At 35.8% G+C, this 13,478-nt stretch carries 15 protein-coding genes; 11 read left to right on the top strand and 4 right to left on the bottom strand.

Going from position 1 to position 13,478, the window contains the following annotated elements; all coding sequences use genetic code 11:
- Window positions 1–3: 3 nt before the first annotated feature.
- Together A6M55_RS02535 and A6M55_RS02530 are read right to left on the bottom strand one after the other, a co-directional pair.
- On the bottom strand, window positions 4–348 hold the full coding sequence (locus A6M55_RS02535) for an MmcQ/YjbR family DNA-binding protein (protein ID WP_015029740.1): 345 nt from the start codon (window positions 346–348) through the stop codon (window positions 4–6).
- 2 nt (window positions 349–350) lie between these two features.
- Window positions 351–1,259, bottom strand: coding sequence for a diacylglycerol kinase family protein (locus A6M55_RS02530; protein WP_064196336.1), 909 nt, complete (start codon window positions 1,257–1,259; stop codon window positions 351–353).
- Window positions 1,260–1,483: 224 nt separating this feature from the next.
- Here A6M55_RS02530 and A6M55_RS02525 point away from each other — a divergent pair, with 224 nt between their 5' ends.
- The 6 genes from A6M55_RS02525 (at window position 1,484) to A6M55_RS02500 (ending at window position 7,397) form a co-directional block, all read left to right on the top strand.
- Window positions 1,484–2,272, top strand: a complete 789-nt coding sequence (locus A6M55_RS02525) for a DUF3050 domain-containing protein (RefSeq protein WP_064196335.1) — start codon at window positions 1,484–1,486, stop codon at window positions 2,270–2,272.
- A 106-nt stretch (window positions 2,273–2,378) separates the two neighbouring features.
- Window positions 2,379–3,863, top strand: a complete 1,485-nt coding sequence (locus A6M55_RS02520) for a DUF1501 domain-containing protein (RefSeq protein WP_064196334.1) — start codon at window positions 2,379–2,381, stop codon at window positions 3,861–3,863.
- 43 nt (window positions 3,864–3,906) lie between these two features.
- On the top strand, window positions 3,907–4,431 hold the full coding sequence (locus A6M55_RS02515) for a hypothetical protein (protein WP_015029736.1): 525 nt from the start codon (window positions 3,907–3,909) through the stop codon (window positions 4,429–4,431).
- A gap of 304 nt (window positions 4,432–4,735) precedes the next feature.
- A complete protein-coding gene (gene groES / locus A6M55_RS02510; protein WP_015029734.1) occupies window positions 4,736–5,011 on the top strand; it encodes a co-chaperone GroES in 276 nt (91 codons plus the stop codon).
- A 103-nt stretch (window positions 5,012–5,114) separates the two neighbouring features.
- Window positions 5,115–6,746: a chaperonin GroEL gene (gene groL, locus A6M55_RS02505; protein WP_015029733.1), complete on the top strand. Its 1,632-nt coding sequence runs from the start codon at window positions 5,115–5,117 to the stop codon at window positions 6,744–6,746.
- 126 nt (window positions 6,747–6,872) lie between these two features.
- Window positions 6,873–7,397, top strand: coding sequence for a hypothetical protein (locus A6M55_RS02500; RefSeq protein ID WP_064196333.1), 525 nt, complete (start codon window positions 6,873–6,875; stop codon window positions 7,395–7,397).
- On the opposite strand, the gene A6M55_RS02495 is transcribed toward A6M55_RS02500, so the two are convergent.
- On the bottom strand, window positions 7,390–7,806 hold the full coding sequence (locus A6M55_RS02495) for a hypothetical protein (RefSeq protein WP_156510964.1): 417 nt from the start codon (window positions 7,804–7,806) through the stop codon (window positions 7,390–7,392). The genes A6M55_RS02500 and A6M55_RS02495 overlap by 8 nt on opposite strands.
- A gap of 241 nt (window positions 7,807–8,047) precedes the next feature.
- Here A6M55_RS02495 and A6M55_RS02490 point away from each other — a divergent pair, with 241 nt between their 5' ends.
- Together A6M55_RS02490 and A6M55_RS02485 are read left to right on the top strand one after the other, a co-directional pair.
- Window positions 8,048–9,037 (top strand): YhdH/YhfP family quinone oxidoreductase, encoded by a 990-nt coding sequence (locus A6M55_RS02490; RefSeq protein ID WP_229235465.1) that lies wholly within the window; start codon window positions 8,048–8,050, stop codon window positions 9,035–9,037.
- A gap of 108 nt (window positions 9,038–9,145) precedes the next feature.
- Complete coding sequence (locus A6M55_RS02485; protein WP_015029729.1) at window positions 9,146–10,321, top strand: acyltransferase family protein; 1,176 nt, start codon at window positions 9,146–9,148, stop codon at window positions 10,319–10,321.
- A gap of 40 nt (window positions 10,322–10,361) precedes the next feature.
- Here A6M55_RS02485 and A6M55_RS02480 read toward each other — a convergent pair whose 3' ends face one another.
- Window positions 10,362–11,375 (bottom strand): zinc dependent phospholipase C family protein, encoded by a 1,014-nt coding sequence (locus A6M55_RS02480; RefSeq protein ID WP_064196330.1) that lies wholly within the window; start codon window positions 11,373–11,375, stop codon window positions 10,362–10,364.
- 394 nt (window positions 11,376–11,769) lie between these two features.
- Between A6M55_RS02480 and A6M55_RS02475 the strand changes: the two genes are divergently transcribed.
- The 3 genes from A6M55_RS02475 (at window position 11,770) to radC (ending at window position 13,390) form a co-directional block, all read left to right on the top strand.
- On the top strand, window positions 11,770–12,183 hold the full coding sequence (locus A6M55_RS02475) for a Dabb family protein (protein WP_015029727.1): 414 nt from the start codon (window positions 11,770–11,772) through the stop codon (window positions 12,181–12,183).
- A 156-nt stretch (window positions 12,184–12,339) separates the two neighbouring features.
- Complete coding sequence (gene rpsT, locus A6M55_RS02470; RefSeq protein WP_015029726.1) at window positions 12,340–12,594, top strand: 30S ribosomal protein S20; 255 nt, start codon at window positions 12,340–12,342, stop codon at window positions 12,592–12,594.
- Between the two features lie 112 nt (window positions 12,595–12,706).
- Window positions 12,707–13,390, top strand: a complete 684-nt coding sequence (gene radC, locus A6M55_RS02465) for a RadC family protein (RefSeq protein WP_064196329.1) — start codon at window positions 12,707–12,709, stop codon at window positions 13,388–13,390.
- Window positions 13,391–13,478: the final 88 nt, after the last annotated feature.

Here is a 13,478-nt window from a genome sequence, read left to right as displayed (position 1 = left end):
ATTTTAACTATTCAAATATTTTTCTGCGAGAATTTTTGGTGCAACTTCGCAGTAAGCCGCTACGAGTGCATCATAAAAAAAAGCCTCTTCAATTTTATCCAAGCGAAATTGCGTCCATCCCATTTTGCCCCATTTATTCGGTACAGGATAAACCGTCGTTTTATCGCCATACAGCGAAAATATTGACTGATCAGTTTCTGAGAGTTTAAGTGTTGCTCTATTTTCTTTCAGATTGAGTGTGGCAAAAATTTTCTTTTTCACTCGAAATGAAATCTTTTCGAAATGCGGTAATTCTTCGGCATTTTCAAACGATAAAGCCAATGCTCGAACACGTTGTTCAGTAATCATTTTTAGACGATAAAATTTATACTTTTATGTTTCACGGTAACACTCATCGGTAAAAAACCAACGAATTCTCCATCCATATCAATAGGAGTATTTGCACTTTCTGACTCAAAACTTAAAGATTTTGATTTAAAATATTTGACTGCTTTATGTGTCAAACGTTCACATCTTTTAATCTTAGGGAAATTCAAAAAATAATCAATCAAATTCACATCTCCAATTGCAACTGCTTCAATCAAGCCATCATCTACTTTTGCTTCGGGGGCAATACCAAGTCCACTCCCAAAAAACTTTCCATTAGCGGCACAAAAATTCATAACTTTACTTTCATACACAAAATCATCGCCTTTAACAATGATATTTTGAGGTCTGTAAGTGATAAAGTTTTTAAGAATAAAATACTGATAAGTTAAAGTTGCACCAAAAAACCTACTTGCATAAAAAAGCTCTTTGGCAATTACACCTCCAATGCCAACATCGGTAATATTGATGTAATAGCGGCTTGCTTGCTGACCATTTTTATCTTTAAAGGTGGCCAATCCTACATCAATTTTTTTAATACTTCCTGTCAAAATAGCTTCCTTTAAAGACTCAATGGTTTGTGTTGGAATAATGGTTTTAGCAAAATCATTGCCCGAACCATTGGGCAATAAACATACTTTTACACTTTCATTCCCTACGTTCATAACTCCATTGACAACTTCATTGAGGGTTCCGTCTCCACCACAAGCAACAATAATTGTAAATCCTTCGTTTACTACACTTTCTGTTAGCAATATTGCATGGCTGGCATATTCAGTTTCTATGATTTTTACTATAAAATTATTAGCATCGAAAGTTTTTTTTAGCTTACCGCTTAGCGAAACTTTATTTGTGGTTTTCCCATGAATAATGAAACAAATCTTAATCATCATAAGTAGGTTAGGTTTGATATTTTCTCAATTTAGTAGAAAATCAACATTAAACTTCCAAGTTTAATGTTAATAATAAATCAGGTAATATTTTAAACATTTCTTTATTAAAGCATCATAAACTTAATCAGAGAAATAACTTAATTATTTTTATCAAGTATTTTTAAGGCCACATTCAAACTATTCAGTAAGACAGAAAGTTTAAGAAATAAACAAACCAAAGTAAAATGAGTCATTACATTAACCGTATTCAAGAAAAAATCGAACCGCTCCGACAGCAAATTATTAATCACAAAGTTTACTCTGTCATCAATGATCTCAACGACCTAAAGGTATTTATGCAATACCACGTGTATGCCGTTTGGGACTTTATGTCGTTACTGAAATCACTTCAAAATAACCTTACGTGTACAAAAGTTCCTTGGTTTCCTACCGCTTCTGCCGATACTCGTTATTTAATCAACGAAATTGTAGTTGGAGAAGAATCAGATGTTGATATGGATGGTAATCGTAAAAGTCACTTTGAACTTTACCTCGATGCCATGCACCAAGCTGAGGCCGATACAAGCCACATTGAAAAGTTTATTGAAGTATTGAAAGAATCTGAAAATTTCGATTCAGCATTTGTAGTTGCAGGTACACCAAAAGCTGCTCGTAGTTTTGTAAATTTTACCTTTGATATTATTAAAAGTCAAAAATCTTACCTTCAAGCAGCTATTTTTACATTTGGTAGAGAAGATTTAATACCGGGAATGTTTCTATCAATTATCAATGATATTCATTTGAGTATTCCTGAGAGAATATCAATTTTTAAATATTATCTCGAACGACACATCGAAGTAGATGGCGACCATCATAGTCATTTGGCCTTAGAAATGACCGCTAATCTCTGTGGAGATAACGAAACATTTTGGCAAGAAGCCGAAAATGCTACCATCGAATCGCTCAAAAAGCGTATCGAACTTTGGGATGGGGTATATGAGAGTATCAATGCAAAAAAAGTAAGTTTATCATAAAACTTTTTAAAGTCCTCAATCTTAAAAACGTTGAGGACTTTTTATTTTTTTAATAGTGTCTTCTCGCAATAAATACCTAACTTAGTAGGCAAATTCAACCCTTACCATGCAAAAGTTAATCAAAGAATTTTTATTGGCTGAAGCTCAATACCAAACCCGTCGCCATTTCTTACAAACCTGCACAACTGGACTAGGCACAATGGCATTTAGCTCATTACTTGGTGGCTGTTTTTCGGGCAATGAAAAAGCATCAAATGATATGCTTCAAACTGACCCAATGTATCCAAAACAACCTCATTTTCCGCCAAAAGTTAAGCAAGTGATTTACATACACATGGCGGGAGCTCCTTCACAATTAGAACTTTTTGATTACAAACCTGCTCTTCAAAAATTTGATGGGAAAGACTGTCCACAAGAATTTTTAGAAGGGAAAAAATTTGCATTTATTAGAGGAGTACCTAAAATGCTTGGCTCAATTGGAAAATTTAGTCAACATGGAGAATCGGGGGCTTTAATTTCAGACTTCCTACCCTATCTACCCGAAGTAGCTGATGACCTTACCTTTCTGAAGGCCATGTATACCGACCAGTTTAACCATGCCCCTGCCCAATTGCTCATGCACACAGGCAGTGCCCGATTAGGGAGGCCAAGTTTAGGTGCTTGGTCAGTGTATGGTTTAGGTTCTGAAAATCAGAATTTACCCGGTTTTATCGTACTGGCTTCTGGAGGCCGAAGCCCCGATGCAGGTAAAAGTGTTTGGGGAAATGGTTTTTTGCCATCTATTTATCAAGGTGTGCAGTGTCGTACGGGTGGTGACCCTGTTTTATACGTTTCTGACCCACATGGCATGAGTAGAGATATTCGAAAACAAACTATTGAAGCAATTAACGAAATCAATCGCCAACAATATGAGACCGTACAAGACCCCGAAATTCTGACACGTATTTCACAATACGAAATGGCTTTTAGAATGCAAGTTTCAGTGCCTGAAGTAATGGACACCAGTAAAGAGCCTGAATGGGTAAGAAATATGTATGGGGCGGTTCCAGGTGAGGGTTCATTTGCCAATAATTGTCTTTTAGCAAGACGTTTAGTGGAGAATGGTGTACGTTTTGTGCAACTTTTTCACTGGGGCTGGGATTCGCACGGCACCGACCAAAGGCTTTCACTCGATGGAGGCTTTAAAGATTTATGTCAGGTTACTGACCGTGCTGTCACGGCTCTCATCAAAGACTTAAAAATGCGTGGTTTACTCGATGAAACACTCATTGTTTGGGGAGGTGAATTTGGTCGAACACCCATGCAAGAAAATCGCGATGGGCAAACGCTTCCATTCAAAGGCCGAGACCACCATTTAGAAGCATTTACTGTTTTTATGGCAGGTGGTGGATTGAAAAAAGGAGTTTCTTTCGGCGAAACTGATGATTTGGGTTATTATGGTGTAAAAGACCGCACGCACGTTCATGACCTCCAAGCAACCATTTTAAACCTTATGGGTTTTGACCATGAAAAATTAACCTATGCTTTCCAAGGACGACCATTTAGGTTGACCGATGTAGGTGGAAAAGTCATTAAACCAATATTAGCATAAGCGAAAGTTTCAAGGCAATTTGCCTTTCATAAAATAAACATTCATGAAAACCCTTACCATAGTTATACTGATAGTGTCATCATTTAGTCTATTTGCTCAAAAAGATTCAAGTTTTTATAAATCGAATATAACCCGTAAACATTATTACCTAAAACCTTTACAGAAGGTAAACGGAACATATTATTATGGAGAAAGAAGATTAAGCGGTTTCAATTCGCTTGAAGTACCTTTTTTTGAATTGAATGACCCTATTGTCAATTATCATTATAAACGCTACAAAATATTTAATGGTGTAGGGCAAGCTATCAGTTTTATTCCGACCATCTACATACTTTCAACGCTCAATAAAGCACGAACCCGACAAAGTGGCTATTATTCTGGCACCTATCTTGGCATGCTTGGGGTGTCGCTTGTAGGCAGTATCACCTGCAACATTATTGGCAAAGCTCATATAAAAAGAGCTGCAATTAGATACAATCAAGCACTCGGACAACCCACTTCTGCCAATTTACAACTCAAACCCGATGAAAACTCATTGGGTTTGGCATTAAGATTTAACTTCAAATAATACAGTTTTTTCTGAGTTAAATACTGACATTTATTGCTATTTCGGAGTATGACACAAAAAAACATGTCAGTCTTTGAAACATTTTTGTCAGTCAAAACTGAAATTTTGGCAGAAAACAGTACCTTTGTCGGCCGTTGGCAAAACTTTTGTGGAATTGTCATCGCAAAATCATTAGATATGAGATACGAATTATGAGTTGCTCGATTATCATAAATTTTGCTACGACAAAACCGACAAATAATCTCATAATTCATATTTCATTACTCATAACTAATTTTTTAAACTCTAAAAATTCAAAAATAAGATGTCAGTAAACATTAAGCCTTTAGCAGACAGAGTATTGGTAGAAGCTGCTCCGGCAGAAGAAAAAACAGCATTTGGTATCATTATCCCTGACACCGCAAAAGAAAAACCACAAAGAGGAATCGTTGTAGCGGTTGGCCCAGGAAAGAAAGACGAACCAACTTTATTGAAAGTAGGTGACAACGTTCTTTACGGTAAATATGCTGGAACGGAAATCACTGTTGATGGTAAAGAATATCTTATCATGCGTGAATCAGACATTTACGCTATTGTCTAAAACAATTAAGAATGTAGAATGAAAAATGTCATTTTACAGGATACACTCTATAATTTTCGACAATTATTAATTTTTAATTCTTAATTTTTTATTTTTAAAAAAAATGGCAAAGCAAATTATATTTGATACAGATGCAAGAGAGAAATTGAAAAGAGGTGTTGACACTCTTGCAAACGCAGTAAAAGTAACATTAGGACCAAAAGGTCGTAACGTAATCATCGACAAAAAATTCGGTTCTCCATCAATCACTAAAGACGGTGTGAGTGTGGCAAAAGAAATCGAATTGAAAGATTCGATTGAAAACATGGGTGCTCAATTAGTAAAAGAAGTAGCTTCTAAAACTGCTGACCAAGCGGGTGATGGTACTACAACTGCTACTGTATTAGCACAAGCTATCTACACTATCGGTGCTAAAAACGTAGCTGCTGGAGCGAATCCAATGGATTTGAAACGTGGTATCGACAAAGCGGTTACCGCAATAGTTGGTGCTTTAAAAGATCAATCTAAAGCAATCTCTACTTCAAAGGAAATCGAACAAGTTGCTACTATCTCGGCAAACAATGACCATGAAATTGGTCAAATGATTGCAAATGCAATGGAGAAAGTAGGTAAAGAAGGCGTTATCACTGTTGAAGAAGCTCGTGGTACTGAAACAGAAGTAAAAACTGTAGAAGGTATGCAGTTTGACAGAGGTTATTTATCTCCATATTTCGTTACTAACGCTGAGAAAATGGAAGTTGAGATGGAAAAACCATTCATCTTGATTTCTGAGAAGAAAGTTTCTTCAATGAAAGAACTTCTTCCAGTGTTAGAAGGTGTAGCTCAAACTGGCCGTCCGTTATTAATCATCGCTGAAGATGTAGATGGCGAAGCTCTTGCTACATTAGTAGTAAACAAAATCCGTGGTGCATTGAAAGTTTGTGCTGTAAAAGCTCCAGGCTTTGGCGACCGTCGTAAAGCAATGTTGGAAGACATCGCAATCCTTACTGGTGGTACTGTAATCGCTGAAGAAAGAGGATTCAAACTTGAAAATGCAGATATTTCATACTTAGGTCACTGCGATAAAATCATTATCGACAAAGACAATACTACAGTTGTTAATGGTGCTGGTGACCAAGACCAAATCACTGCACGCATAAACCAAATCAAAGCTCAAATCGAAACTACAACTTCTGACTACGATCGTGAGAAATTACAAGAGCGTTTAGCTAAGTTGTCAGGCGGTGTAGCTATTATCTACATCGGTGCTGCAACAGAAGTTGAAATGAAAGAGAAAAAAGACCGTGTAGATGATGCACTTCACGCAACTCGTGCTGCGGTAGAAGAAGGTATCGTTGCTGGTGGTGGTGTAGCTTTAATCCGTGCTCAAGCTGCTTTAGCAGGTCTTGAAGGTGCAAACGCTGACGAAACAACTGGTATCGCAATCATCCGTTCGGCAATCGAATCACCATTGCGTACAATCGTTGCTAATGCTGGTGGCGAAGGTTCAGTAATTGTACAAGAAATAAAAGCTGGCAAAGATGACTACGGTTATAATGCTCGCGAAGATAAATTTGAAAATATGTTAGCGGCTGGTATCATCGACCCTACGAAAGTAACTCGTTTGGCTCTTGAAAACGCTGCTTCGATTGCTGGTTTATTGCTTACAACTGAAGCAGTCGTATCTGATATTCCAGAAGAAAAAGCTCCAGATATGGGCCATGCACACGGTGGTGGTATGGGCGGCATGATGTAATAGTCATTCAAACCATATTTTATAAAAAAGGCTTCAAGAGAAATCTTGAGGCCTTTTTGTTTTTATATTATTTTTTCTACAAGTTTGTATAGAAACGCTATTAATTTCACTAAAATCACATTCAACATGAAAGCTACTTTGGCATCTTTTTTATGCATCTTCATTACTACTCAAACCTACGCCCAAAAAGATTTAGATAGAAATTTGGTATTCTTTGAGTTAGCGAAAAAAACAATTGAATATCCTAAAGTAGCTACGCTTTCAAGTATTTATGGACGAATATTCACGAAATTTAGTGTAACCAAATCTGGTAAAATTGAGGGTGTAGAGATATTTTACCCAAAAATGGCCAATCATGTTGAGAAAAGTATCGGCTTTGAGGCATCTATCAAAAGGGGCTTGAAAAAACTACCCCTACTCGGTTTAGGCTATGAAGGAACTTATATTTTACCCATTGCTTTTGTCTTTGAAAATCTCAGTGAAAATCCTTCAATGAAATATCCAGATAATCAGCTCCCTGAGTTTATCAATACTGAAACTATGACAGTTTTAACCGAAATTCAAATCTTTAGTTCAAGCAATCGTTATGCAAAACCTGATTTTAAAGGCGGTTTTCAGCCTACAATTCCCAGCCAACAAATTGTTAGGTAAACCTAATGTTCTTAAACAATACACCGCTCACAATCAACCAAATAACACTAGAAGTTAATAGATAAACTCGATGAAGAGCGTAGAATTCTTGTTTTTCTACAACTACACGCGTTTTAAAATTAAGCATTGGGTCTAATTTATAATGCCAGAAAAACAAGCTTATTTGACCCAAGATTAATAAAAAACCTAGAATGTACGCCCATTTAACTTTCCGAAAAGCAAAAGTAAAAAAGATAAATATCGACAATGCCAAATAATTAAAGTACACAGTAACAGCTTGCGTGATAAAACCCATTGGGGTGTGGCTTCCCAATGCTTTTGAACCGATGGGAATAACCACACCTGCATAAAAAGTAAATGCTCCCCACCAAATAATTAATAATAATATCGCTGTTTTTTCTTTATTCATTATGAAATATTTTTTCAAGATAAAATTATTCATTCAAAATACTAAAATTACCATTACTTAAAACTTACTTCTAATACCTTTTATAAATTATAATAACTTGCAAAGGAAAAATCATAATGTTCTTACAGACACTATTTTTTATCCTTAAAATAATAATCTCCAGAAAAACTCCTATTCTAAAACAAAATTGCGATTTTTGATGTATTCAAATGTAAAAGAGTACAACCAAATCTATCAAACAATGTCAACTTTCCAAGCATTCTACATTACCGAAAACGAAGATAAGACTTTCTCTCAAAATATCATTGAGCGAAAAATTGAAGATCTACCAGCTGGTGAAGTACTAATAAAGGTACAATATTCTTCACTCAATTATAAAGATGCCCTATCTTCAACTGGAAATAGAGGCGTTACGCGTAATTATCCTCATACACCCGGTATTGATGCTGTGGGAATCGTCGAGGATAGTCAATCTACTGATTTTCAAAAAGGAGATAAAGTACTCGTAACTGGCTTCGACCTTGGCATGAATACAGCTGGTGGTTTCGGGCAATACATCCGTGTTCCAGCCAAATGGGTAGTAAAACTTCCGCGTGGATTAAAACCCAAAGAAAGTATGATTTTCGGCACGGCTGGTCTTACTGCCGCACTTTGCATTGACAAACTTTTACAAAACGGACTTACTCCTGAAAAAGGTAAAGTTATTGTAACAGGGGCTACTGGTGGCGTAGGCACAATGGCAGTAATGATTCTTGCCAAACTTGGTTTTCATGTGGTGGGGGTTACGGGAAAACCCGAAGGGAAGGATTTTCTTTTAAAAATTGGGGCGAAAGAAGTAATTTCTCGCGAAGAAGTAGATGATAAATCGGGGCGTCCATTACTTAAAGGTGTTTATGCAGCTTGTGTAGATACTGTTGGCGGCAACATGCTAGCAACTATCTTAAAATCAATGCAATACAATGGAGTTGTTGCTATTTGTGGTTTAGTTAATTCGCCTGAATTACCTACAACTGTTTTTCCATTTATCCTAAGAGGGGTTTCGATGTTTGGAATTGATTCTTCAGAATGTGATATCGAATGGCGAAAAAAAATGTGGAAAAACTTAGCAAAATCATGGAAACCAAAAGATATTCAATCTATTATAAAGACAATCACAATCAAGGGTCTTTCTAAAGAAATAAAAAGAATACTCAAAGGTGGACAAATGGGGCGTGTTATCGTACGTTTATAAAATTAAGTCTTAAACTTATTATTTTCACATTAACCTATAATGACAAGTTGAAAACTTGTTCTATAAATTCAGAAATTCATTATATTTAGGACATAAACCCTAATCTTAATGAATTCACAAAATCGACTAACTTCGGCCGACATCTATCGTGGTTTTGTAATGCTACTGATGATGGCCGAAGTACTCCACTTCGGAAAAGTATCTGAAGCACTACCAGAAAGCTCATTTTGGGCATTCCTAGCTTTTCACCAAGACCACGTAGAATGGGTTGGTTGTTCATTACACGACCTCATTCAACCCTCATTTTCATTCTTAGTTGGCGTGGTTCTTCCGTACTCTATTGCACGCAGACTTACACAAAGAGAAGGTACTAACGCTGCATTTTTACACGCACTTAAACGTTCTTTAATTCTCATTCTTTTAGGTATCTTTTTGCGTTCTCAGTACAAATCTCAAACTTATTTTACATTTGAAGATACGCTAAGTCAAATTGGAATGGGCTATCCATTTTTATTTTTATTGGCTTTTCGCTCTCAAAAGGTTCAGATTTCAGCTCTAATAATTATTCTCGTTGGCTATTGGTTAGCTTTTGCACTTTACCCACTTCCCGATGCTAATTTCGACTATGTCAATGCGGGTGTTGCCAAAGACTGGGAACATAATCTGAGCGATTTTTCTGCTCATTGGAATAAAAACACCAACTTTGCTTGGGCATTTGACCGCTGGTTTCTCAATCTTTTTCCTCGTGAAAAGGCATTTTTATTTAATGGTGGAGGCTATGCTACCCTCAGTTTTATCCCTACACTTGGTACAATGATTTTGGGACTTTTAGCAGGAAATATCTTAAAATCAGAAACAAAAGCAGACGAAAAACTCAAGCAATTCATTATTTTAGGCGTTTCTGGGCTAATGCTTGGCATAATATTTAATCGTTTAGGAATATGCCCAAATGTCAAACGTATTTGGACACCCACTTGGGTGCTTTTCAGCGGCGGCTTATGCTTTTTGTTCTTAGCATTTTTTTATTGGATAATAGATGTTCGAGGAAAGTCTGATTGGGCTTATTTCTTGAAAGTAATTGGTATGAACTCAATTGCGGCCTACTGTATTGCCGATGCTCTTGGCGTTTATATCTCAAAATCTTTAAAAATCCATTTAGGTGAAAATTATGCCAATCTGTTTGGGCTTCCTTATCAGTCGCTTGTGCATGGTGGGCTCATGCTTCTCATTTATTGGTTAATTCTAAATTGGCTTTACAAGAAGAAAATTTTCATAAAAATATAAAGAAAATAGCCCGACAGGCTAAATACCTGTCGGGCTACCTTTAATTATCACTTTCTTTTCTAACATCCAAAACCCTTTTCAGCCACGACTGTTTTTCGGCTAATTCCGCCTCTTTTTCTTCTTTACTTGGCTGATAGGCTAGCAAACTATTCAAATCTGGCTGCCCCGCATCAACCCAGCACGTTAGCCAAAAATCTCCAACCATTTTTATAGAGGCACGCATCTGACGCTCTATTTGATTTTTAAGCATTGTATGGTATCGCTCCGAAAACTCTTTTGAATAACTTTTAGTAGTAATACCATTTCGCTCATCAAAACCAAACTTTTTATCTTCAGCAAAATGGCTGGTTAATTCTTGTTCGAATCTTAGTACAGAATCTAAAGCTGTGTTTGCCCCCAAAACAGCTTGCCAAGCTCTTTTTTGTGGGGATTTTACATAATCGGCTTGTCCAACAAAAAAATCGTAATTATCAGCGAATAATTCAGGCAATCTACTTTCCCAAAATCCATGAATACCAGTCTGGTTAGTTAATTGTCCATTATAATTTTGGGTAGTGTGTAGCGGCACATTTGCATCAGCAATGTAGTGACCAATATCAGCCGAAAGCATTAAAATTCGTCGAGCATCTTTTTTTCGAAAAGCCTCTGTTAGTTGGTACTTTATGAAGTTTATATGCCAAGGTACAATCCCGTGCCGATTAAGCGTATCTTCTGAAATTTTCTCACTCACTTCTTTCCAAGAAAGCAATGGTAGCTGCTTACGAATGGAATCAGAATATTTATCTAAATCTATGAAATGTCTCGGAGCTTCCCCCTTAACAGCATAACGCCGTTGGTCAGGATTTACAGCATTTTCAGTAATGAAATCAATATTCTTTTTGTAGAACCTAAACATTTCAGGAGGTAATGTAAAAACTGCTAAACGATTGATTCGCTGGTGGCCGAAAAATCCCCAAATAATTGATTGATAACGAAAAGATGATAAACACCAAATACTACTCAATAAAAGGCACCAAATCAGGCCTTTTTGTTTTACACTTTTTAATAAATTCATTACAGCAAGTTGTTTTTTACTTTTTTTTAATATTTCTCGATTTTGAGGTCACAAAACAAAGTATTATGTACACTAAAAATTCCAAAAGCATAAATTTTACATTTGAAAACGCAAAATATTATACTTTTTTTCTAATAAGTTCCAAATTTTGAACCTAATTTTAACGAAAGGATTTTTTTTTTTCGAAAATCCTTAAAATTTAAACTTCATTCCCAAAAAAATATTTTTTCATCAGAAAGACACCATATTTCTCTTAGATTAAAAATCAGAATAATATTTGGCAAAATACTAAATTTACAAAAACAATAAAATATTTTCTAGAAATAATGCAATTTTTTTGAATAATATCTGTTATATTTGCAGTGTAATACAAAATATTATTCGGTTTCACAAAATGAGTCAAGCACAGAAAAAATCATTATTAAGATATTTAATGCCAGCAATGGCTTTGGGTCTATTTGCTTTTTTAATGGTAGCATATGGTTCGGCATATACACCTCCTAAGGCCCAAAAACAACGTATTGTTTGCTTTAAGTTTAAAAAAGGAACTTCAGCAGAAACAATTAAAAAGCACATGGCTGACTTTCAAGATTTGAAGCGTCAGTTACCAGAAATTGCAGGGTATTCGGCTGGTAAAACTTTTAGCGACGAAAACTCAACAGCGGAGTATGATGTAATGCATTATCTTACATTCAGAACAGATGCTGAAATTGAGAAATTCCGTGAAAGTAGTCAATACAAGTCTTTTGAGAAAGCAAACGAAGCAAACTGGGAAAAAGTATTGGTTATCAATTCAGAGATTAAATAATTAGTATTTAGTTATTTGCAATCTTCAATAAAGGCTTCGCTTTGTGCGAAGCCTTTATTTTTTAGGAAAAATATTTTAGATTAAGTTTTTTGTTTCATATAAAATAGTTAATTTTGCACTCCAATTTCAGAATAAGACAATTATTTATAAAATACAATGGCAAATCATAAGTCAGCATTAAAGCGTATCAGAGCAAACGAAGCTAAGCGTTTGAGAAATCGTTACCAACATAAAACAACTCGTACTTTAGTTAGAAAATTACGTGGTCTTACTGATAAAGTAGCAGCTACAGAGTTGTTCAAATCAGCAGCTTCTGCTTTAGATAAATTAGCTCGCAAGAATGTTATTCACAAAAACAAAGCGGCTAACTTAAAATCAGGTTTAGCTAAGCATATCGCTTCTTTAGCTTAATTAGCTCTAAGATTTTCAATATTTTGCTCATGGAACACTTTTCTCCGTGGGCATTTTTTGTTTCAGTTAGGATTTCGAAATCCATATTTCTTTTGCTGTTTCTCTATAAAAAATGATTAGTAAAATCTTATCTTGGGCTGAAGAAGACCGTCCGAGAGAAAAACTTTTACTGAAAGGTAAAGCTGCACTTTCGGATGCCGAGTTGATTGCTATCTTGATTGGTTCTGGTACAAGAGAACTATCTGCCGTTGATTTATCAAAGTTAATTTTACAGAGTGTCAATAATAACCTCCATGAATTAGCTAAGCTGAGTATCAACGATTTAATGAAGTTTAAAGGCATTGGCGAAGCTAAAGCCATTTCTATTGCCGCCGCACTTGAATTAGGCCGAAGAAGAAAAGATAGTGAGGTTCTAAAAAAAACGAAAGTGGGTTCATCATCAGATGCTTACAAGGCTATTCGCCCCTACTTAATGGACTTACAACACGAGCAATTTTGGGTTTTGTTACTCAATCGAGCTAATGAAGTAATAAAACCACACCAAATAAGTATCGGAGGAGTGGCAGGAACGGTAGCCGACCCAAAGATGATTTTTAAAGCTGCATTAGAATATTTAGCTTCGGCGATTATCTTGGTGCATAATCATCCATCAGGTAATTTAACTCCAAGTCAAGCTGACAAGGAATTAACTAAAAAAGTAAAAGAAGCAGGCAAAATGTTGGATATACCCGTACTAGACCATCTTATTTTTGGCGATAACGGCTATTTCAGCTTTGCTGATGAAGGGATTTTTTGAGTAATAAAGAATGATTTTACCCAAACGCTCTATTCTTTGTGTATAAAATATATTATTGTATTTCTTAAAACTTAAAAATAGAATTTTG

Source organism: Emticicia sp. MM (assembly GCF_001649495.1).
Note: the sequence above shows the minus strand (reverse complement) of the source record. Positions and strands in the feature narration are given on the sequence as shown.

What these genes read in the sequence shown, in the direction of transcription:
- A6M55_RS02535 (WP_015029740.1), bottom strand. Translation starts at nt 348, where the DNA reads ATGATTACTGAACAACGTGTTCGAGCATTGGCTTTATCGTTTGAAAAT.
- A6M55_RS02530 (WP_064196336.1), bottom strand. Translation starts at nt 1,259, where the DNA reads ATGATGATTAAGATTTGTTTCATTATTCATGGGAAAACCACAAATAAA.
- A6M55_RS02525 (WP_064196335.1), top strand. Translation starts at nt 1,484, where the DNA reads ATGAGTCATTACATTAACCGTATTCAAGAAAAAATCGAACCGCTCCGA.
- A6M55_RS02520 (WP_064196334.1), top strand. Translation starts at nt 2,379, where the DNA reads ATGCAAAAGTTAATCAAAGAATTTTTATTGGCTGAAGCTCAATACCAA.
- A6M55_RS02515 (WP_015029736.1), top strand. Translation starts at nt 3,907, where the DNA reads ATGAAAACCCTTACCATAGTTATACTGATAGTGTCATCATTTAGTCTA.
- groES (WP_015029734.1), top strand. Translation starts at nt 4,736, where the DNA reads ATGTCAGTAAACATTAAGCCTTTAGCAGACAGAGTATTGGTAGAAGCT.
- groL (WP_015029733.1), top strand. Translation starts at nt 5,115, where the DNA reads ATGGCAAAGCAAATTATATTTGATACAGATGCAAGAGAGAAATTGAAA.
- A6M55_RS02500 (WP_064196333.1), top strand. Translation starts at nt 6,873, where the DNA reads ATGAAAGCTACTTTGGCATCTTTTTTATGCATCTTCATTACTACTCAA.
- A6M55_RS02495 (WP_156510964.1), bottom strand. Translation starts at nt 7,806, where the DNA reads ATGAATAAAGAAAAAACAGCGATATTATTATTAATTATTTGGTGGGGA.
- A6M55_RS02490 (WP_229235465.1), top strand. Translation starts at nt 8,048, where the DNA reads ATGTCAACTTTCCAAGCATTCTACATTACCGAAAACGAAGATAAGACT.
- A6M55_RS02485 (WP_015029729.1), top strand. Translation starts at nt 9,146, where the DNA reads ATGAATTCACAAAATCGACTAACTTCGGCCGACATCTATCGTGGTTTT.
- A6M55_RS02480 (WP_064196330.1), bottom strand. Translation starts at nt 11,375, where the DNA reads ATGAATTTATTAAAAAGTGTAAAACAAAAAGGCCTGATTTGGTGCCTT.
- A6M55_RS02475 (WP_015029727.1), top strand. Translation starts at nt 11,770, where the DNA reads ATGAGTCAAGCACAGAAAAAATCATTATTAAGATATTTAATGCCAGCA.
- rpsT (WP_015029726.1), top strand. Translation starts at nt 12,340, where the DNA reads ATGGCAAATCATAAGTCAGCATTAAAGCGTATCAGAGCAAACGAAGCT.
- radC (WP_064196329.1), top strand. Translation starts at nt 12,707, where the DNA reads ATGATTAGTAAAATCTTATCTTGGGCTGAAGAAGACCGTCCGAGAGAA.